Source organism: Streptomyces sp. HSG2 (assembly GCF_016598575.1).
Taxonomy (GTDB): Bacteria; Actinomycetota; Actinomycetes; order Streptomycetales; family Streptomycetaceae; genus Streptomyces.
Window position 1 is genome coordinate 4007257 of sequence record NZ_CP066801.1, and the last position, 20095, is coordinate 4027351.

The 20095-nt window shown below is 72.7% G+C and carries 20 protein-coding genes; 7 read left to right on the forward strand and 13 right to left on the reverse strand.

The features are described 5' to 3' along the window. Positions 1–82 precede the first annotated feature (82 nt). From JEK78_RS17310 to JEK78_RS17325, 4 genes are all read right to left on the reverse strand, one after another. Positions 83–1597 (reverse strand): DEAD/DEAH box helicase, encoded by a 1515-nt coding sequence (locus JEK78_RS17310; protein ID WP_200260483.1) that lies wholly within the window; start codon positions 1595–1597, stop codon positions 83–85. A gap of 86 nt (positions 1598–1683) precedes the next feature. Further along, the gene (locus JEK78_RS17315; protein ID WP_200260486.1) at positions 1684–1887 is read right to left on the reverse strand and encodes a cold-shock protein; all 204 of its coding nucleotides are present in this window, start codon (positions 1885–1887) and stop codon (positions 1684–1686) included. Positions 1888–2089: 202 nt separating this feature from the next. Beyond that, positions 2090–2794: a TetR/AcrR family transcriptional regulator gene (locus JEK78_RS17320; protein ID WP_200260489.1), complete on the reverse strand. Its 705-nt coding sequence runs from the start codon at positions 2792–2794 to the stop codon at positions 2090–2092. Positions 2795–3224: 430 nt separating this feature from the next. Further along, positions 3225–5138, reverse strand: a complete 1914-nt coding sequence (locus JEK78_RS17325) for a hypothetical protein (protein ID WP_200260491.1) — start codon at positions 5136–5138, stop codon at positions 3225–3227. A 181-nt stretch (positions 5139–5319) separates the two neighbouring features. Between JEK78_RS17325 and JEK78_RS17330 the strand changes: the two genes are divergently transcribed. Continuing rightward, complete coding sequence (locus JEK78_RS17330) at positions 5320–5718, forward strand: hypothetical protein (protein WP_200260494.1); 399 nt, start codon at positions 5320–5322, stop codon at positions 5716–5718. Positions 5719–5824: 106 nt separating this feature from the next. Here JEK78_RS17330 and JEK78_RS17335 read toward each other — a convergent pair whose 3' ends face one another. After that, the gene (locus JEK78_RS17335) at positions 5825–7399 is read right to left on the reverse strand and encodes a DUF1996 domain-containing protein (RefSeq protein WP_200260497.1); all 1575 of its coding nucleotides are present in this window, start codon (positions 7397–7399) and stop codon (positions 5825–5827) included. 309 nt (positions 7400–7708) lie between these two features. Here JEK78_RS17335 and JEK78_RS17340 point away from each other — a divergent pair, with 309 nt between their 5' ends. Continuing rightward, positions 7709–8026: a hypothetical protein gene (locus tag JEK78_RS17340; protein ID WP_200264222.1), complete on the forward strand. Its 318-nt coding sequence runs from the start codon at positions 7709–7711 to the stop codon at positions 8024–8026. A 34-nt stretch (positions 8027–8060) separates the two neighbouring features. Here JEK78_RS17340 and JEK78_RS17345 read toward each other — a convergent pair whose 3' ends face one another. From JEK78_RS17345 to glnA, 4 genes are all read right to left on the reverse strand, one after another. Further along, positions 8061–8645: a hypothetical protein gene (locus tag JEK78_RS17345; RefSeq protein WP_200260500.1), complete on the reverse strand. Its 585-nt coding sequence runs from the start codon at positions 8643–8645 to the stop codon at positions 8061–8063. 268 nt (positions 8646–8913) lie between these two features. Continuing rightward, positions 8914–9831: a zinc metalloprotease HtpX gene (gene htpX, locus JEK78_RS17350; protein WP_200260503.1), complete on the reverse strand. Its 918-nt coding sequence runs from the start codon at positions 9829–9831 to the stop codon at positions 8914–8916. Positions 9832–9982: 151 nt separating this feature from the next. Beyond that, entirely contained in the window at positions 9983–10294 is a 312-nt protein-coding gene (locus JEK78_RS17355; RefSeq protein ID WP_200260506.1) for a hypothetical protein, read from the reverse strand. A gap of 220 nt (positions 10295–10514) precedes the next feature. Continuing rightward, positions 10515–11924, reverse strand: a complete 1410-nt coding sequence (glnA, locus tag JEK78_RS17360) for a type I glutamate--ammonia ligase (RefSeq protein WP_200260510.1) — start codon at positions 11922–11924, stop codon at positions 10515–10517. 288 nt (positions 11925–12212) lie between these two features. On the opposite strand from glnA, the gene JEK78_RS17365 reads away from it, so the two are divergent. Beyond that, positions 12213–12680, forward strand: a complete 468-nt coding sequence (locus JEK78_RS17365; protein ID WP_200260513.1) for an RDD family protein — start codon at positions 12213–12215, stop codon at positions 12678–12680. A gap of 201 nt (positions 12681–12881) precedes the next feature. Here the strand turns inward: JEK78_RS17365 and JEK78_RS17370 are convergent, their stop codons facing one another. The 4 genes from JEK78_RS17370 to lipB all read right to left on the reverse strand — a co-directional run bounded on the left by JEK78_RS17370 (position 12882) and on the right by lipB (position 15986). Continuing rightward, positions 12882–13583, reverse strand: a complete 702-nt coding sequence (locus JEK78_RS17370; protein ID WP_200260517.1) for a DUF4191 domain-containing protein — start codon at positions 13581–13583, stop codon at positions 12882–12884. A gap of 48 nt (positions 13584–13631) precedes the next feature. Then, positions 13632–13841 carry a hypothetical protein gene (locus tag JEK78_RS17375; RefSeq protein WP_200260520.1) on the reverse strand — a complete coding sequence of 70 codons (210 nt, stop codon included), beginning with the start codon at positions 13839–13841 and terminating at the stop codon, positions 13632–13634. 229 nt (positions 13842–14070) lie between these two features. After that, positions 14071–15036, reverse strand: coding sequence for a lipoyl synthase (gene lipA / locus JEK78_RS17380; RefSeq protein ID WP_200260523.1), 966 nt, complete (start codon positions 15034–15036; stop codon positions 14071–14073). 146 nt (positions 15037–15182) lie between these two features. After that, the gene (gene lipB / locus JEK78_RS17385; protein WP_200260526.1) at positions 15183–15986 is read right to left on the reverse strand and encodes a lipoyl(octanoyl) transferase LipB; all 804 of its coding nucleotides are present in this window, start codon (positions 15984–15986) and stop codon (positions 15183–15185) included. A 252-nt stretch (positions 15987–16238) separates the two neighbouring features. Between lipB and JEK78_RS17390 the strand changes: the two genes are divergently transcribed. From JEK78_RS17390 to JEK78_RS17405, 4 genes are all read left to right on the forward strand, one after another. Continuing rightward, on the forward strand, positions 16239–17708 hold the full coding sequence (locus JEK78_RS17390; protein ID WP_200260528.1) for a regulator: 1470 nt from the start codon (positions 16239–16241) through the stop codon (positions 17706–17708). 580 nt (positions 17709–18288) lie between these two features. Next, on the forward strand, positions 18289–19047 hold the full coding sequence (locus JEK78_RS17395) for an ATP-binding cassette domain-containing protein (RefSeq protein ID WP_200260531.1): 759 nt from the start codon (positions 18289–18291) through the stop codon (positions 19045–19047). Then, entirely contained in the window at positions 19044–19445 is a 402-nt protein-coding gene (locus tag JEK78_RS17400) for a hypothetical protein (protein ID WP_200260534.1), read from the forward strand. The genes JEK78_RS17395 and JEK78_RS17400 overlap by 4 nt, the downstream gene beginning before the upstream one ends. Next, positions 19442–20062 (forward strand): hypothetical protein, encoded by a 621-nt coding sequence (locus tag JEK78_RS17405; protein ID WP_242483124.1) that lies wholly within the window; start codon positions 19442–19444, stop codon positions 20060–20062. Before JEK78_RS17400 ends, JEK78_RS17405 begins: the two co-directional genes overlap by 4 nt. Positions 20063–20095 lie beyond the last annotated feature (33 nt).

Consider the following 20095-nt stretch of genomic DNA (forward strand, 5'->3'; position numbering starts at 1 on the left):
GGCGACGCCCGCCCACCGGTCTCCCTACGGGACCGGTGGGCGGAAGGACGCCGAGTACCGAGTTCGGTGGACCGGCCGGCGGTCAGCGCGTGGTGTCGCCTCGCCGCCCCCGCCGCCGGGCGGGTCGGGGCCCGCCGGAGCCGCTGGTCGTGCCGCCCTTCGCGGGCCCGGCCTCGGAGCGGGGACCGGAGCCACGCGACCCGGACCGACCACCACTCCCGCGCCGACGCCCGGAACGCCCACCGCCCTCCGCGCCCGGCTTCCGCCCGGATCGCGGTGGCGCCTGTGCCGGCCGGGCGGGCGCCTCGATGGTCACCGCGACCCCGGAGGGCTCGCGCGCCCCGGTGATCTCGGCCAGCTCCGCGTCCCCGGAGCCGACCCTGGTCGTGCGCGGGCGGATTCCGGCGTGTGTCATGAGCCGGGAGACGTCCCGCTTCTCGGTCGGCAGGACCAGCGTCACCACACTGCCGGAGCCGCCGGCGCGAGCCGTCCGCCCGCCTCGGTGCAGGTAGTCCTTGTGGTCGGCGGGAGGATCGACGTTGACGACCAGGTCCAGGTCGTCGACGTGGATGCCCCGGGCCGCCACGTTCGTCGCCACCAACGCGGTGACCTGTCCGTTCTTGAACTGCTCCAAGGTGCGGTTGCGCTGCGGCTGCGAGCGACCTCCGTGCAGGGCCGCGGCTCGCACCCCCACCGACAGGAGCCGCTTGGCCAGCCGGTCGGCGGACCGCTTGGTGTCCAGGAACAGGATGACCCGACCGTCCCGGGCCGCGATCCGCGTGGTCACGGCCTTCTTGTCGGTCTCGTCCTGGACGTGGAACACGTGGTGCTCCATGGTGGCGACCGCTCCGGCGGACGGGTCGACCGAGTGCACCACGGGGTCGGTGAGGAACCGCTGCACCAACCGGTCGATGTTGTGGTCCAGGGTGGCCGAGAAGAGCATGCGCTGGCCGTCCGGCCGCACGCGCTCGATGACCCGGGTGATCTGCGGCAGGAAACCCATGTCCGTCATCTGGTCGGCCTCGTCCAGCACGGTGATCCTGACGTCGTCGAGCAGGCAGTCCCCGCGCTCCACGAGATCGTTGAGCCTGCCGGGGCTCGCCACGACCACCTCGGCGCCACGCCGCAGCGCGTTGGCCTGTCGAGTCAGCGACAGACCGCCCACCACGGTCGTCAGCCGGAGACCCACCGCGTCCGCGTAGGGGGTCAGCGCGTCCGTCACCTGCTGGGCGAGCTCCCGGGTGGGCACCAGGACGAGGGCGAGTGGTGCCTTGGAACGAGCGCGCAGCCCGGCCGTCCGCGCCAGCAAGGCCAGTCCGAACGCCAGGGTCTTGCCGGAGCCGGTGCGGCCCCGACCCAGGAGGTCCCGTCCCGTGAGCGAGTTGGGCAGGGTGGCGGCCTGGATCGGGAACGGGGCCGTCACACCCTGGGCGGTGAGCGTCCGCAGCAGCGCGTCGGGCATGTCGAGAGCGGCGAAATCCTCGACGGCGGGCAGAGCCGGCGTCGTGCTCTGCGGCAGCCGGAACTCCTTCGGGGACGACGTGGTCGGTCGCGGTGACGAGGCGCGCCGGTTCGGCCGCTGGGGCCTACGGGCCATGGGCTTGTCTGCCTTCCTGGAAACAGCACAAACCGGGGCCGCACCACGACGGTGCGGGCCCCGGTGAGCGGGTACGCGTCCGGCGATCAGGCGGGGACGATGTTCTCCGCCTGCAGGCCCTTCTGGCCCTGCGTGACGTCGAAGGAGACGCGCTGACCCTCCAGGAGCTCACGGAACCCCTGGGTCGCGATGTTCGAGTAGTGGGCGAAGACGTCCGGGCCGCCGCCGTCCTGCTCGATGAAGCCGAAACCCTTTTCGGCGTTGAACCACTTCACGGTTCCCTGTGCCATGACATTCTCCTTCTGTAGGCAGAGGCCCCATCCGGAGAAGCCGGAAAACAACTAATGCGCCCGAGGAGAAGCATTTCCGTCAGGCGCACATAGGTTCATGGGTACCACAACTGCAACTCCTGAAGAGTATCACAGACCTGCCCACGGCGACCCGGCCCGGGGGTGGCGCCGGCGCCACCGGACCCCGGCCGACGGGACCGCGTCACCGGCCCCGGTCCGTGCCGTCCACCGCCCACCGGCCCACCAGGCCGGCGAGGGGGCCGCCGCGGGGCCGGTCCCCGAGGGAGCGGCGAAGCAGGTCGTCCGTCTCCGTGTCGTGCTCGGCGCTGACGGCGATCAGGGCGACGAGCCCGTGCACCAGTTGGGTCTCCACCTCCGCCCGGGGGCCGTGCCGGCCGTCCGACCAGATCAGCGCCGTCGACTCGGTCAGCGAGATCCAGGACCGGACCGCCAACTCCAGCCGTGCCGGCGGGTCCGCGACCCCCAGGCGCGCCAGAACACCCTCGTAGACGGCCCGACGCAGGGCGTCCACCACCGTGCCGCCCTCGCCCGGCCGCGCCCCGGCGTCGTCGGACCGAAGGAAGGCGGCGTATCCCGCGCCGTGTTCCTCGACGAAGTCGAAGAAGCAGCCCGTCACGTCCAGCAGGCCTTCGGCCGGCGCGTCCCCCGGCGTCCGGGAGAGACGGGCGGTCGACTCCTCCACCGCCCGCCACAGCGCCGCCTCGCGCAGGTCGGACTTGGCGGGGAAGTAGTGGTAGACCAGCGGCCGCGACACGCCGGCGGCTCGTGCGATCTCGTCGACCGACACCTCTTCGGGCGAACGACGGCGGAACAGTTCGAGGGCGACGCCGACCAACTGGCTTCGGCGTTCCTCGACTCCCATCCTGCGGCGTACCGGAGTGGTCATACGACCACCCTACCGACTGTTTCCAGCCGTTCAATGGCCGGAACTCTCCGATGTGGAGAGCGTGGCGGGCCGCGACGAGCGACTGCCGTCGCCCACGCCGGAACGGGGACGCCGGCCAGGCCTGCCCGAGCACGACGCGGCCCGCACGGCGGGCGACCGCCCGCACGGCCTCGCCGCGGGCCTCGCCACCGAGCGGGAGACCGCACGGGGTCTGGATGGTGGGCGTGAAGGGCCGCTGTTCGGCGATCGGTCGAATCCATCCCGTCATCGACGTGGTCGGGATGAACGCACCGGACACCAGCGGCAGGAGCGTCGGTGGCTTCTCGGCGGAGGGCGGGAGCGGGTCGAGCGCCGGGGGCCGGCGTCCGCCCCGGGGCGGCGCGGCCCGGTCGTACGCGACGAGGGCGAGGCGGCGTGAGGTGAGGGCCGATCAGCCGCCGTCGCCGCCCAGCGGGGTGATCTTCCGCCCGTCCCGTGAGGTGCCCGACAACCGCACCCGCGCGACGTCGTCGGCCGGCGCGGTCAGGACGTGCCCGTCCGCGGACGCCTCGACCCCGCCGGTGGCCCGCAGCGACGTGGTGTCCGGGTCGCCCGCGGCGAGGAGGTACCGCTCGCCCCCCGGCGCCGTCCAGAGCACCCCGGCGAGCACCCCGGGGTCGCGGGCTCCGCACGCCGGAACGCCCTCGGCCGCGGCCACCACGGCTCCGGACGGACGGTCCGGCGAGTGGAACTGGACCAGCGTCCGCGCGGCCTCCCCTCGCCACGTGGTCGCCCGGGTGCACACCCACGCGCCGGTGCCGCTCTCCTCGGGCAGTGGCTGCTCGGCGAAGGCCCAGGCGTTCACCGACCGCACCCCCAGCCCGCGGGCCGAACCCAGCGAACACGCGAAGGGGGCCCAGGCTCGCCGGGCCGTCGCCCCCACCACCTCGCCGGCCGTGCCGGGCGGTCCCGCCGTCAGGTGCGCGGGCACCACTTCGCCCAGGTCGCTCATCAACCGTCGGTCCTCGCCGTCGGTCAGCTCCAGGACGCGCCAGGACGCGCACGCCCCCTCCGTCGGCGTCGCCCCGGCCGCCGGGGAGGTCACCCCGTCGGTCAGGGAGAGTTCCCGTGCCTCGTCGCCCGGTCGTGCCAGGTCCACCTCGGCCGCCCCCGTCACCCACGGAGCGGTCAGATAGCGCGTGTTCCCGTCCGTGCGACCCAGGACCACGGCGGCGGCCGAGGCGCGGTCCGCGGCGTCGGTGCGCGCCAGGTCCAGTGCGGCGCCCCCCTCCCCTTCCGCGGGCTCGGCGTACCGGACCAGGCGCAGACCGTCGTGGAGGATCACCACGCGCGCGGCGTCCAGGGTGCCCGCGTACAGCAGCCGCGGCGGTCCGGCCGGCCCCCCGGTGGGCGTGCCCGGTGTCGCCGAGACGCGCACCGTCCGGCCCGGCCTGGCCCACACGGCGAGCGCGCGGCGCAACAGCCCCTCGTCGTCCACCAGGTCGCCCCGGGCGGGCCAGACGGCGAAGTCCGTCCGGTCGGCGGTGCGCCAGGCGGTGGGTCGGGCCCTGGTCAGCAGTGACGGGTCGAGGGCCTCCTCGGCGGCGGGGTTGCGGGCGTAGGGCGGCGCCGCGGCCCCCTCCGGACCCCAGTCGGTCGAGGGCCCGCCCACCAGGGCCGCGCACGCGACCAGCGCGCCGACGGCGGCCAAGGTCGCCTGTCCGTGCCGCCGGCGACGGGACAGCGGCGTCGGCCGGGCCCGCAGCGTGCACGCGTCGAACCCCGGTGAGGAGAGGAGAGGTTCCCGCCCGGCCAGGGCGTCCGCCTCGCGGGACGCCGCGGCGGTGTCGGCGACCCCGCTCGCGCGCAACGCCTCGCGCACCTCTCTGCCGGAGAGCCCCTCCAGGCCGCGCAGCGCGAAGGCCGCACGCCCCGCCGGGGACAGCGCGGACAAGTCCTTCTCCAAGGCGTCCTCGTGGGGGCCGAGGGCGCGAGGACCTAGCAGAAGTCCCCGGACCTGGGGGAGGAGTGGCGGCAGCCGGGAGAGCCGGGGCAGGCCGCGAGGGAGCGGTCGGGGATCGGCGCGGAGCGCGGCCCGCACGACCCTGGCCCGCAGCAGCGCGTACGCGGGGTCCCCGGGTCGGGTGGGCGCGGCCGGAGGACGTGTGGGGCGTCGGGGAAGGGACCCCTGCGTCAGGGCGTGCGCGGCGACCGCCCGGCGGCGCCCCATCGCGGGAGGCAGCACCAGGTACGCCAGCCGGACGAGCCGGGGGTAGTGCTCGACGAGGGCGGCCTCGGCCCGCTCGACGGCAATGGCCGGGGCGGCCCGCCGTTTGTGACGCGAACCGGCTTCCTGTGATTGCACGGTCGGGAAAACGAGCGACCCCGGTGATGGTCACCGGCGCTGCCGGTGACGCCCGTCGGGTGGGACGCGCGCGTGGCTGTGCCGGGGCGGTTGAGCGCCGAGCGCGCCCGGGCCGTATGGGGGTACGCCCGGGTTCGTGTCGAGGCCGGGCGAGCACACCGCCCGAGGACCGGAGGAAGACATGAGGCCGACCCGACCGACGCCGATGGTGGTGGCCGTTGTGGCCGCCCTGGCGCTGACCGGCTGTGGGGCCGGGACGGAGGAGGCGGACGCGGTGCCCGAGACCGCCACGGGCAACCTGGAGCAGTTGGCCGCGGAGGTGAGATGCAACCCCAACATGCAGACGGACGCCGACGAGATCCGTCAGGCCATCTGCGAGAAGGGGGAGGAGAAGTACGTCCTCGCCACCTTCGCGACCGACAGGGGCCAGCGTGAGTGGATCAACACGGCCAAGGACTACGGGGGGTACTACCTCGTGGGCCGCAAGTGGGTCGCCGTCGGACACGAGGACACGTTGTCGGAGCTGCGGGGCAGCCTGGGAGGCACGGTGGAGGTCGGCCTCAACCACGCCGAACACTGAAGTCGGCGGCGCTTGGCGTCACCCGGGCGGCGAAGAAGCCCGAAAGACGCGGGAGTCGGCGGTGGAGACCACCGCCGACTCCTCCCCCCTGGCCCGGTTCACCGGGTCACTGGCAGTCCCTCCCGCTGTTGACGCACTCGACCACCCGGTCCATCAGGTCCTCGTCCATGACGTTGATGAAGTCGTTGTGATCGGTGATCGGCTTGTGCAACTGCTCCGGGAAACCGTCCACGGCGAAGGGGCTGCGGACCTGACCGTCCTCGACGACCGGGGCGGGAACGTCGTAGACCAGCCGGATCTGCAACTGCGGGATGGCCTGGAACCCGTTGGCGCAGCTTCCGTCAGCCTGCACGAAGTCCACGTGGTCGCGGTGGTTGGCGCTGTCGATGTTCTGACCGTCCCAGCAGCTCTGGAAGTTCGCGGTGCGCACCAGCTTGCTGCCCTCGGGACAGATCGGGTAGAGGTCCGTCAGCTGTCGGTCCTCGAAGCCGGTGCAGCTGAGCGAGGCGTTGGCGTTGGCGTCGCCGTTGGTGAAGGCCTTGGCGTCGCCGGTGATCACCCGCAGGAACTTCGGCATCGCGACGACGTCGCCCGCCTTGTTGCCGACGAAACGGATCTCGGCCTCGTCGGCCTTCAGGATCCGACCCACGTTGCCTTCCGCGCCGCCGCCGAGGTCGTCGGCGTCGAACTCGTCGGTGCCGTCCTGGAGACGCAGCACCGGCCAGTAGTAGGTGGACTTGTCGGCGGTGTTGCGGCAGGTGGTGTCCGCGGCCTCCAGGTCCTCGTCGCTGGCGAAGGCGGTGTTGCCCTGGTTGCCCACGTAGTCGTGGGTGTGGTGGGCGCCGTTGTCGACGCCGGGCGCCACGACCAGGTTGTCGCTGTTGAACAGGTCGTTCTCGTTGACGCCGCAGAAGGTGGTGAAACTGCCCTGGCTTCCGGTGTCCCCGTCCGCCTTGAGACCGTTGCCGTTGGCCGGCGGCACGTTGGGCTCGACGGTGGTGATGTCCACGAAGTCCGCTGCGAACGGGCCGGCGGCGCCGTTGCCGTTGTCGTCGATGTCCCCGACGTCGCCCGGGTCCGCGCCGTCGCCCTGGTCCTGCCCGTCCCCTTGGTCCTGCGCGTCGCCCTGGTCCTGTCCGTCGCCGCGGTCGCGGTCGCCCCGGCCCCCCCTGTCGTCGCCTCGGCCGCGGCCTCTGGTGAGCTGGACCTCGTCGGCGGGCAGCCCCTCGCAGCCGGCCAGCTCGTCCATGCTCTCGTCGGCGTCGCCTCCGGCGCTGTCGATCCTCTGCTGGATTCGGTCGATGACCGCCTTCCGCCGGTCCTTGAGCGGCTTGAGGATGCTGTTCTGGACGTACTGGCCGTCCTGCTCCTGGGCCTTCCGGGTGGAGGCGAGGCGCTTGTACGCGGTGGTGATCTGCTCGTCCAGGGTGGCCAGCTCGCGGTCGACCTCACCGCGCGCCCGCTCGGGCACACCGGAGATCTGCTGCCCCACGTCGGGGCAGTCGAGGGTGGCGACCTGGGCCGCGACGGTCTTGATCTGGTCCTGGTCGGACTTCTTCTCGTGCGCCGAGGCGTAGAAGTTGGCCCAGACCAACCCGCCCCCGCCGACGGCGAGGGCCGCGGACGCGGCGATGGCCTTCGTGGCCAGCGGCGTACGGCGCTTTCTTGTGTTGCGTCCCATGGAACTCCTCTGCTTCCTTGCGGGGGCATCGAGGCGCCCGTCAGGAGTGAAGCGGCCCCCTCAGATACGCGGGCCGCCCCGGAGGCGTTCAACCGTCCCGGGAGCGAACGAGGATCCCGTGGGAAATTCCCGCCCCGACTACGCCGCGAACACACGGAGTTGTCGCCGACTCGCGGGCCCTCGCCCGGCGGGGTCCCCGTCGGGCGAGGGCGACGGCTCCGTGTCGGTGCCTCTTCCTAGAATGGAAGACATGTTCGAAGGTGGCGCCCCGGGCGGGCGCCACCCGAACCGCGACAGGAGAGGATGCCCGTGCCCGCTGCCGCCGTCGAGCCCGAGCCCCAGCCGTCCCCCGCCCCCGAATCGCGCCCCGGTGCGCCGGTCCACCCGCCCAGCGCACCGGTCCGCAAGAGGCCATTGCCGCCGGGTCGCCCCCGCGCCTGGTACATCGCGCACAACCGACGACTCAAGGCCATGCGCCTCGCCATCGCCCTCCTCGACTCCGGTGTCCACCGACCGATCCAGGCTTCCGACGACACGATCCGCGGCGCGGCGCGGACGATCGGCCTCCACCGGCCGTCGGACACCACGTGCCGCATGGTCCGCGTGTTGATGCGGTTCTCGCGCTGACCGACACTCCGACCCACGTTCGGGGCGCGCCGGCTCAAAGGCCCGGCGCGCCCCACACCGGAAACCAGCGCGCGAGGTCGCCCTCGATCGACAGGTCGTCGGAGAGGGCGGCCCGCACCCGCAACTCCAGGGGGTTGTCGCGCCGCTGTCCGCCGCCCGAGAGCGGGGCGAAGGGGTAGAAGGTGCCCCGCTTGTAGAGGTAGACCAGCGCGATCCGCCGTCCGTCCTCGTGGTGAAAGCCGACCAGGGAGCACAGGAGCTGGGGGCCGAAGCCGTTCGCCTCCAGGGTGCTGTTCACCGCGTGCAGGTCGTTGACCAGGGCGGGCATGGCGTCGGGGGAGCGCTGGGACTCCAGCCACGAATAGCCGTAGTCGTCGCGGCTCAGCTCGACGGGGAGCCCGCCGCGCTCGGCGTCCGCGCCGAGCAGCTCCATGACCTCCCGGTGGGTCTGCTCGAAGGCGGCACCCTCGACCGTCGCGAAGCAGACCGCCCCCCGACCGGTGGGGGTGAACCCGGTCGCCGCCTGGAGGCTGAGGGCCGCCGACGGCACGGCGAAGAGTCGGTCGAGGTCGGGGGCGACCGGCCGGGTGCGGCCCAGCAGGATGTCGAGCAGTCTCATCGGCACTCCTTCGTGCGTGTCCGGCCCGCGGGCCGGGTGTGCGGGCGAGGCCCCCGCGCGGGTCGGGGGCCGGTCCGGTGGGGCGTCGCCGGCGCGGCGTGGCGGGCGGCGAGGACGGGGCGCCGACCGGGGGGGCTGAGTGGGCGAAGTCGGTGGTCCACCCCAGGGGGAATCGAGGGTTCGAAGAGCGTCGCCCGCGCCGCGGACGGTCGTCTCGTGCTCGGCCCCGTGGGCGTCCGCGGACACCCACGGGGCCGGGCGGCACCTCTCAGGCGCCCTCGGGTGCCGCCGCTTCGCCCAGTTCCGTCGAGATCCTGCCCAGCTGCTCCAGCCGGTCCTCCAGGCTCGGGTGAGTGGAGAACAGCCGCGCCAGTCCGGGCCGGGCGCCGAGCGCCGGGGTGAAGTAGAAGGCGTTGAAGGCCTGGGCCGTCCGCAGGTCCTTGCTCGGGATCCGGGCGATGTCGCCGGTGACCTTGGTCAGCGCCGAGGCCAGCGCCGACGGCCGGCCGGTCAGGAGCGCCGCCGCGCGGTCCGCTGCCAGCTCCCGGTATCGGGAGAGGGCTCTGATCAGCAGGAAGCTCAGTGCGTAGACGGCGGCGGAGACGCCCATCACGGCGGCGAAGACGACGACGGTGTTCTGGTCGCGGCGCCCGCCGCCGAACAACTGGGAGTAGAACGCGAAGCGGACGATCAGGCCGGCTATGACCCCGAGGAAGGAGGCCACGGTGATCACGGCGACGTCCCGGTGCGCCACGTGCGACATCTCGTGCGCGAGCACGCCCTCCAACTCGGCGGGATCCAGTCGTCTCAGCAGCCCGCTGGTCACGCACACCACGGCGTGGTCGGCGTTCCGCCCGGTGGCGAAGGCATTGGGCATGTCCATGTCGGAGACGGCCACCGTGGGCTTGGGCATGTCGGCCATGGCGCTCAGCCGGTCGACCAGCGCGTGCAACTCCGGATACTGCTCTCGCTCCACGACCCTGCCCCGCATCGCGTACAGGGCGATCCGGTCGGAGAACCAGAACTGGGCCCACAGCGCCACACCGGCGATCACGACGACCAGCACCCAGGACCGCAGGAGGGCGATCAGCAGCGCGATGAACGCCACGTACAACAGGCCGAGCAGGAACAGCGTGAGCCCCATCCGCATGGTGAGCCCTCGATCGCTCCGGAAGCGGCTACGCATGTCTATCACCCCGCACTGGCATCGGCCTTCGCTTCCCTCCAGTGTGCACCAGTCCGGACGAACCGCCCCGAGTCGCCCCCAGAGGGGCCGGTCTCGGGGCTGCCACCAGCCGTCGGGGGCGCCGGGCGGGATCTCCCGGAACGGATGGGGGCTAGCCGAGATAGCCCAGGACCAGGATGACCGCCACGAGGGAGGCGAAGACCAAGGTCACGGAGAGCCACGGCGAGCGCCGTCCGCCGGAGAGCCGGAAGCGGAAGCGCCGCCGAAGACGCGGGCGCGGACCCGGTCCCGACCGGGCGCGCCGCGACCGGCCGTCCGGTTCGGGGCGGAAGGGGACGGGGCCCGGGGGGTCGTCCTTCCAGCGGGCGGCGAGCATCCGGGCACGCGCCGACGGCTCCTTGTAGGGAGCGCCCTCGGCCCACCTCAGGTCGAACTCCCGCTCGTCGTCTTCCGGCTCGGGCATCTCTCGCCTCCTCCCCCCTCCTCGCGCCGCTCACGGGGGATCCCACCCGCCAGTCGAACGCGTGTGCATCCCAGCATGCCAGAGGCGCGGAGGCCGGGGAATCGCCGCTATCCGGTGGAACGCCCGAGCCCCCCTCCCCGGTTCCGGGGAGGGGGGCTCGGGCGGCCGACGGCGCACCCGCGGCCCGGTCAGCGGAGAGCTGCTCAGGGCCGGGGTCATATCACACGTCGAAGTACAGCTCGAACTCGTGCGGGTGAGGACGGAGCTGGAGCGGGGCGATCTCGTTGCTCCGCTTGAGGTCGATCCACGTCTCGATGAGGTCGGACGTGAAGACGTCGCCCTGGAGGAGGAACTCGTGGTCCGCCTCCAGGCGGTCCAGGACGGCGCCGAGGGAGGTCGGGACCTGGGCCACGTTGGCGTGCTCCTCGGGTGCCAGCTCGTACAGGTCCTTGTCGATCGGCTCGGCCGGCTCGATCTTGTTCTTGATCCCGTCCAGGCCGGCCAGCAGCAGGGCGGAGAAGGCGAGGTAGGGGTTGCCGGAGGAGTCGGGAGCCCGGAACTCGACCCGCTTGGCCTTCGGGTTCGAGCCGGTGATCGGGATGCGCATCGCGGCGGAGCGGTTGCGCTGCGAGTACACCAGGTTGATCGGGGCCTCGAAGCCCGGCACCAGGCGGTGGTAGGAGTTCACCGTCGGGTTGGTGAAGGCCAGCAGGGACGGGGCGTGCTTGAGAACGCCGCCGATGTAGTAGCGGGCGGTGTCCGACAGCCCGGCGTAGCCCTGCTCGTCGTAGAAGAGCGGCTCGCCACCGCTCCACAGCGACTGGTGCACGTGCATGCCGGAGCCGTTGTCCCCGAAGATCGGCTTGGGCATGAAGGTGGCCGTCTTGCCGTTGCGCCAGGCCACGTTCTTGACGATGTACTTGAACAACTGGAGGTCGTCGGCGGCGGCGAGCAGCGTGTTGAACTTGTAGTTGATCTCGGCCTGGCCTGCCGTGCCCACCTCGTGGTGCTGCCGCTCCAGCTTCAGGCCGGAGCGCTCCAGCTCCAGGGAGATCTCGGCGCGCAGGTCGGCGAAGTGGTCGACCGGCGGGACCGGGAAGTAGCCGCCCTTGTAGCGGACCTTGTACCCGCGGTTGCCCTCCAGGGCGCCGGTGTTCCAGGCCCCCGCCTCGGAGTCGATGTGGTAGAAGGACTCGTTCGCGCTGGTGGCGAAGCGTACGCTGTCGAAGACGTAGAACTCCGCCTCCGGCCCGAAGTACGCCGTGTCCGCGATGCCGGTGGAGGCGAGGTAGGCCTCCGCCTTCTTGGCCACGTTCCGCGGGTCGCGCGAGTACTGCTCGCCCGTGATCGGGTCGTGGATGAAGAAGTTGACGTTCAGCGTCTTGTCCCGACGGAACGGGTCGACCCGCGCGGTCGACAGGTCCGCCCGCAGTGCCATGTCGGACTCGTGGATCGCCTGGAAACCGCGGATGGACGAACCGTCGAAGGCCAGCTCCTCGGCGGGGTCGAACGCCTCGGCGGGCACCGTGAAGTGCTGCATCACACCCGGCAGGTCGCAGAATCGTACGTCGACGAACTTGACGTCCTCGTCCGCGATGAACTTCTTGGCCTCGTCGGCGTTCTGGAACATCCAGCTCCTCCTACTCCCGACCGTCCCGCCGGGGTGGTAGATCGTTCGTGCGGCCCAGGGCTGGTGGCACGCTCTGGCCTCGACCCTAGGGACGGGGGATTTCTCCGGCGTGACCCGTTTGTTTCGCAGGCGTTAACCGGAACCCGCCTCCAGAGTAGTGCGGTGACCGGCGATGTTCCCCTCGCGGTGAACCGACCGGGCCGACGCCCGGCGGGTCGTCGCCGTCCCGCCGGGCCCCGCGCCACCCCGGCGTCCGGGGGCGTCCCGAGGCCGCAGTACCGTGTACGGGTGGACAAGAGGCAGGCGATCGGATCGTGGCTCTCCGGGCCCCGGGCGGCCATCGAGGGCGCCGGGGCCGATCTCGGCTACCGCGGCGAGGGAATCGGACTCCCCGAGGACGGATCGGGCTCCATCGCCCGCCCCGGCAGGCGGCTGGCGGCCCTGGCGGTCGACTGGGGCATGTGCCTGCTGATCGCATACGGTCTGCTGACGGACGGCTACGGTCAGGCCACCTCGAACTGGGCGCTGCTGATCTTCCTGGTGCTGAACGTGCTGACCCTGGGCACCGTCGGCTTCACCCCGGGCAAGCGCCTTTTGGGGCTGCGCGTCGTCGAGCTGGGAACCGGCCGGATCAACCCCCTGCGCGCTCTGCTCCGCTCCGTGCTGCTCTGCCTTGCGGTGCCCGCGCTGATCTGGGACCGCGACGGCCGAGGCCTGCACGACCGGCTGGCCGGCACCGTACAGGTCCGCCTCTAGCGTCGGCCCTCGGAGGGCTCGGCTCGTCCGGGCGCCCGGACGACGCCGCCCGCGCCCGCGGTCCCGGTGCCCAGGTCGCGCCGGTACCCCCACGCGTCCGCGGCGGGGAGTCGCGGTCCTCCGTCCCGGCACCCCGCCCCCCGCCCGCGCCGGGACCGCCCGGGCGGGGGGCCTGGCGACGGCGCGCCGCCGCTCCCGGGGTCAGCCCCGCGGCATCCGGGGAGTGCGACCGCCCACACCGCGCGGCATGGGCCCCTTGGGCAGCGGCATGTTGCTCATCAGATCGCCCAGCGCGCGGAGCCGGTCGTTGGTCACGGTCACCTGCGGGCCGCTCAGGACGCGGGGGAGCTTCAGCATCCGGGTCCGCAGCCGCTTCAGCTCGACCTGCCCCTCGCCGGTGCCCACCACCAGGTCGTGGACCGGCACGTCGGCGACGACACGGTTCATCTTGCGCTTCTCGGCCGCGAGCAGCGGCTTGACCCGGTTCGGGTTGCCCTCCGCGATCAGTACGATGCCGGCCTTGCCGACCGCTCGGTGGACCACGTCCTGGTTGCGGTTCATGGCCACGGCCGGGGTCGTCGTCCAGCCCCGACCGATGTTCTCCAGCACGGCCGCGGCCGCGCCGGGCTGACCTTCCATCTGACCGAAGGCCGCCCGCTCCGCGCGGCGTCCGAAGACGATCGCCGTCGCGAGGAAGGCCAGCAGCAGGCCCAGGACGCCCAGATAGATCGGATGCCCGATCAGGAAGCCGATCGCGAGGAAGACACCGAAGGTGACGATGCCGACAGCCGCGAGCACGAGACCGATCCGCTTGTCGGCCCTTCGGGTCATCTTGTAGGTCAGAGCGATCTGCTTGAGTCGCCCGGGGTTCGCGGCCTCCGCCGCGTTGTCCTTCCTCGCCATGCCTCGAAGTCTACGTGGCCGGGCCGGCCACGACGACGCCGGTGGGCCTCAGCGCGGAGTCGAGACGGCCTGCCGGAGCACGCTCTCCGCCTCCACTCGGTCCTTGGCGCGCCTGCGGTCCTCCAGCACGGAGGTCCACGCGTTGCGTCGGGCGGTGCGCTGGCCGCCGCCGAGCAGCAGTGCCTCGACGGCCCGCAGGGCGTGCGAGAAGGAGGGAATCGCGGTGGCACGGATGGGCGGCGGAGCCTGCGTGGGCATGTGGAGTCCCCTCGATGCGGCACTCGGGCGGGAGTACGGGCGTGATTCCAGGGTCACTGAGTGGTGTTACCAGGGCGTGACCGAGCGGTCAAACACCAGTGAAGCGACCGCGCCGGCCGGCGTCGCGCCGGGCCGGCCCGATCGGCCCCCGGACCGCGCGGGACGCTCCGCACCACGCGACCCGCTCACCACCCGGCGGAAGCCTTCGTGCGGGAACGCGCACGGCCGGTCAGACCGCCTGCCCGGCGACGTAGGCGCCCCGCTTCTCCACGGCCATCCGGTACAGCCGTCCCGCGCGGTAGGAGGAACGCACCAGCGGTCCCGACATCACCCCGGAGAAGCCGATCTCCTCGGCCTCCTCCTTCAGTTCCACGAACTCCTGCGGCTTGACCCAGCGCTCGACGGGGTGGTGGCGCACGCTCGGCCGCAGGTACTGGGTGATGGTGATCAGCTCGCAGCCGGCGTCGTGCAGCCGGCGCAGCGCCTCGCCGACCTCCTCGCGGGTCTCGCCCATGCCGAGGATCAGGTTGGACTTGGTGACCAGACCGAAGTCCCGCGCCTCGGTGATCACCTTGAGGGAACGCTCGTAGCGGAAGCCCGGGCGGATCCGCTTGAAGATCCGCGGAACCGTCTCCACGTTGTGCGCGAAGACCTCCGGGCGGGAGCCGAAGACCTCCGCGAGCTGCTCGGGGACGGCGTTGAAGTCCGGCGCGAGCAACTCGACCTTGGTGCGTCCGTCCTCGCGGTCGGCGGTCTGGGCGTGGATCTGCCGCACCGTCTCCGCGTACAGCCACGCGCCGCCGTCGGGGAGGTCGTCCCGGGCGACGCCGGTGATGGTGGCGTAGTTGAGGTCCATGGTGACCACGGACTCCCCGACCCGGCGCGGCTCGTCGCGGTCCAGCGCCTCCGGCCTGCCGGTGTCGATCTGGCAGAAGTCGCAGCGCCGGGTGCACTGGTCCCCGCCGATGAGGAAGGTCGCCTCGCGGTCCTCCCAGCACTCGTAGATGTTGGGGCAGCCGGCTTCCTGGCACACCGTGTGCAGGCCCTCGCTCTTGACGAGGTTCTGCATCTTGGTGTATTCGGGACCCATCTTCGCCCGTGTCTTGATCCACTCGGGCTTGCGCTCGATCGGGGTCTGGCTGTTGCGGACCTCCAGGCGCAGCATCTTGCGTCCGTCGGGTGCGACTGCGGACACGTCGGCTCCCTAGCGTTGATTCTTCGGCGTTCCCCAGGGTACGCCCGTGGATATGTCGCCCGACGAGGGCGGCTGCCTTGCATGGTCGCGGTGGTCTTCACGGGCCGCCGGAGAGGGCCCGGCGGCCTCGGGCCGGCGAACCGGCGTCACGCCGCGTGGCTCTCCCCGGTCGTCCTGGGGGTCGGCTCGGCTGCGGCCAGCACGTCCCCGAGGTGGCGTTCGACCACCGGCAGGACCTCGGCGACGGTGATGTCGCGGCCCAGCTCCGCCGCCAGCGAGGCGACTCCGGCGTCCCGGATGCCGCAGGGGATGATCCGGTCGAACCACCGGTTGTCGGGGTTCACGTTGAGGGCGAAGCCGTGCATGGTCACGCCCTTGGCGACGCGGACGCCGATCGCGGCGATCTTGCGATCCTCCCTGCGTCGTCCGGCGTTGGACGGGGCGTACTCGGGTCCGCTGAGGCGGGGGTCGAAGTCCTCGTCGTCCCGTGCCGCCGGGGCCAGGCGCAGGTCGAGCCCGGCGTGCGCGGCGGGCTCCGGCAGCGATTCTCCCAGCACCCACACGCCGCTGCGGCCCTCGACCCGGGTGGTCTCCAGGCCGAACTCCGCGCAGGTGCGGATCAGGGCCTCCTCCAGTCGACGCACGTGGGCGACGACGTCCACGGGGCGGGGCAGCTTCTGGATGGGGTAGCCGACCAGCTGCCCGGGGCCGTGCCAGGTGATCTTGCCACCCCGGTCCACGTCCACCACCGGCGTGCCGTCCAGCGGTCGCTCGGCGTCCGCCGTGCGGCGCCCGGCGGTGTAGACCGGGGGGTGCTCCACCAGCAGCACGGTGTCGGGGATCTCGTCGGCGAAGCGGGCCGCGTGCACGCGACGCTGCTCGTCCCACGCCCGCCGGTACTCGACGGCGTCGGCGCCGAACCCCATGCGGACGAACGCCAGCTCACTCACGACAGCGGCCTCCTCGGAAGTCCTCGGGCACACGCCGTGCCCCCGCCACTGTAATCCGGCCGGCTCCATGCCGGTCCGGACGCCGTCGTCAGCCGGAACGAGCAATTCTCACACGATCGGATGAATACATCCGGGCGTGTGCGAACCGCTGCTCACTCTCCGCTACATTCACGCCGTCCACCAGGTCGAAAGGGCTGCTCACGGGCAGTCCGCTTCCCTCGAACGCCGGAAGGCAGGAGACCGCACCGCACCATGACGGAACGACCCGCGCAGCGCACGCCCAACCGCCAGCTCGCCGCGCTCATCGCAGAAGCGGGGTTCTCCAACGCAGGTCTCGCCCGTCGCGTCGACCAGCTCGGCCTGGAACACGGCCTGGACCTCAGATACGACAAGACCTCCGTGACCCGGTGGCTGCGCGGCCAGCAACCCCGGGGCACCACGCCCGCGCTGATCGCCGAGGTCTTCACCCGACGCCTGGGTCGCCGCCTGACGGCCCAGGACCTCGGCCTCGACGCCTGCGCCCCCGTCTACGCGGGCCTGGAGTTCGCGGCCGGTCCGGAGGAGGCCGTCGACATCGTGGGCGGGCTCTGGCGCAAGGACTGCGGGACCAACAGCGAGCTGCGCAAGATCGCTTTCACCCCGGCGGGCCTCGTCGTGCCCAGCCGGGACTGGCTGATCGGCCGTTCCGACGACCGGGTGGCCCGGGTCGAGGTCCCGGTGCGCATCCCCGCCCAGGGGCGTCCGGCGGCGCCCCGCGCGACGGCACCGCCCGACCCGGCGGCCCGGCGTCGCCCCTCGGCCGACCGGGCGCCCGGCCAGCGGGTCACCTCCGGTGACCTGTCCGCGCTGCGGTCGATCGGCGAACTGTTCCGGACCCTCGACGACCGCTACGGCGGCGGCCACGCCCGCCAGGCCCTGGTCCGCTATCTCGAACACGAACTGGAACCCATGCTCCGGGGCACGTACGGCGAGCAGACCGGCCGCCGCCTCTTCGGGGCCGCCGCCGACCTCACCCGCCTCGCGGGCTGGACGTCGTACGACATCGGCGCGCACGGACTGGCGCAGCGCTACTTCGTGCAGGCTCTCCGCCTGGCGCAGGCGGCCGGGGACCGGGCGTACGGCGCCTTCGTCCTGGTCACCATGAGCCGCCAGGCCGTCTACCTCGGCCACGGTCGCGAGGCGGTGCAACTGGCGCGCGTCGCCCAGCAGGGCGCCGCCACCTCCGTCCCGCCGGTGGTACAGGCGCTGCTGCACACCGCCGAGGCCCGAGGGCAGGCCATCCTCGGGGAGGTGCGGTCCTGCACCGCCGCCCAGGTCCGCGCCGAACGCGCCATGGAGGCGGTCCGCCCCGGCGACGAGGTGCCGTTCTGGGCCCGGTGCTTCGACGAGGCGCAGCTCGCCGACGAGTTCGGGCACTGCCACCGGGACCTGCAGCAGCACCGCTCCGCGGCGCAACACGCCGAGCGGTCGCTCCAGTTGCGCAACCCCGGGTTCGCCCGCAGCAGACTGTTCTGCCAGGTCGTCCTGGCCACCGCCCGCCTGGGCCTGGGCGAGTTGGAACAGGCCTGCCGACTGGCGGCCGAGGCCGCCGGTCAGGCGCGGGAGATGCGCTCGGTCCGGGCGGTGGAGTACGTCCGGGACTTCGAACGACGTCTGGAGCCCTACCGCGACGCTCCTCCGGTGCGGGGCTACCGGGACCGGGTGGCCGCGTTCGGTCAGTGACGGCCGGGGCGGTGGGCCCTCCCACTCCTTTCTCGTGTCCGGGAACGCGAGGGAGACCGCGCGACGCCCTGCGCGTTGCCGGGGTCTCCCCGGCGGCAGGTCCCCGGCCCGGCGACGCCCGTCCGACTCCCGGGCGGCGATCCCGAACAGGACCGTCATCGCGCCCCGATGCCGGGCCCGTGTGACCTTCACCCCGCGCGACAAGATCTCGGCCAACCTTGATCGCCAGGGGTGTGAAAGGCCCGCGACGGCCACTAGGTTGGGACCGGTCGACCCGACGTCGACACACGACAGGAGGCGCGCCGCGGGTGGGTGCGAGGGCCGGCGTCCGGCGCCCTGACCGCGTTCGGGACGCTCGCACCGATGACCGGCCCTCGGGTGGGGTGGACCGGCCTCGGCGACACCGGTAGGCGGCGCGGAGCGCGCGCCGGGTGGCCCGGAACGGCGAAACGTCGCGGGTCGACTTCCCCGACCCCGCGCGGCGTCGGGTGGGTCGTCGTGGAGTTCGCCGGGGGCTCGATCGTGACAGGGGTCGGCCGGGGCGCGGCATCACCGTGCCCGGCCTTGCCGAGGGACACACATGCCATTGCTCGAAGTGACCGATCTGCACCTGGGATACCGACGCAGGAAGGTCGTCCAGGGACTCGGTCTGCGTCTGGAGGCCGGGGCGTTCGGGTTGCTCGGGCCGAACGGGGCCGGCAAGAGCACGTTGCTCCGCGCGCTCGCCACGGTGAGTCGGCCCGCGGCGGGTGAGATCCGCGTCCTGGGCGAGGAGATCACCTCCGCGAGGAAACTTCGCGCGGCCCGGAGGCGGATCGGCTATCTGCCGCAGAGTTTCGCGTACCCGCCGGAGTTCACCGTCGTCGACTTCGTCCGGCACTGCGCATGGTTGCGCGAGGTCCCCCGGGGGCGGATCGAGGAGGCGGCCGACGAGGCCATCGCGCGGGCCGACCTGGTCGATCGGCGCCGGACCACGCTGCGGAACCTGTCCGGCGGCATGCTCCGCCGGGCGGGCATCGCCCAGGCGATCGTGGACCGACCGGCATTGGTGATCCTCGACGAGCCGACGACGGGCCTCGACCCGCACCAGCGGGTGCGGTTCCGCGCATTGATCCGCGAGCTGGCCGAAGAGAGTTGTGTCCTCCTCAGCACCCACCTGGTGGAGGATGTCGCGCACACCTGCTCCCGGCTCGGTGTCCTGCGGGACGGTGGTTTGCGGTTCACCGGGCCGCCGGAGGAACTCGAAGCCCTCGCAGAGCCGGACGCACCCGGCGACACGCCCCTGGAGCGGGGCTACGCCACCGCGCTCGGCGGCTCGCACGGGGGAGCGCGGCGATGACCGGTTGGTGGATCGAGCTGCGGCGCACCCCCGCTCGGTGGGTGGCGCCGCCGCTGCTCGCCGTGGGCCTGGCGATGGTCTTCCTCGTCGACGGCGACTGGCGCGGCTCCTGGCCCGAGACCTCCGCCGCCGCGACGCGGGCGACCCATGGTGGTCGAGACGACCGCGAGCCACTGGCTGTGGTGCGACAGCGAGCCGGAGGCCTCGACACTGGAACGGCTCAGGGCCGGCGGGGCCCTGGAGGCGTGGCTGGACGCGCGTGCCGGACGGTCTCTTCGTACGGCGCCTTCGGGGACACCTCCGGGCGCGACGAGGCGCGTGCGGTACTGCGGTTGCCCGAGGAGGAGCAGCGGGAGGGGGCCCGTGAATGGGTCCGGGGCGTGGGAGCACCGTGTTGAGTCGCGAGGGGTTCTCCCCCCTGTCGAGCCACCTGCGGGCGCACCGCTCGCCGAGGGCACTGGCCTGGATGGTGGTCTGCGCGCTCGCTCTCGTGATCTGGGGTGGCGAGTCGGTGCTCTTCCCCAACATAAGCGGGGAGGACCCGGTGCGGGCCTCCGGTGCGGCGTTCGTGCCCCTCCTGCTCGGGATCGGGGTCCTGATCTCCGCGGGCGACTCCATGGCCGACTTCTCCCGTGGCGCCGCGCTGCCCCGGCGTCACGTCCTCCCGCTGCACCTGGCGGGCGCGTTCCTGGTGGCCTTGCTGGTAACCTGCGCGGCACTGGTGGGCTCCGGCGCCTTCGACGCCCTGCCTCCGGCGGTGCGAAACCTCCTGGGCTTCACCGGGTTGGCCGCCGTGTCGGCCGCGTCGCTCGGCACCAGGTCGGCGTGGGTGCTTCCGCTCGCCCAGACCGTGCCGGCCTTCCTCCTGGGTTCCCCGGGGCCGGACGGTACGGCCGCGCGTTGGTGGGAGTGGCCGCGTGCCGCCGCGGACAGCGGTGCCTCCTGGGCCTTGGCGGTCGCGCTCGCGCTGGTCGGTGCGGTGCTGGTCATCGTGGGCAAGCCGCGCGCTCTCTAGAACCAGCGCGAACCGCCACGTTCCCTCCCGGTC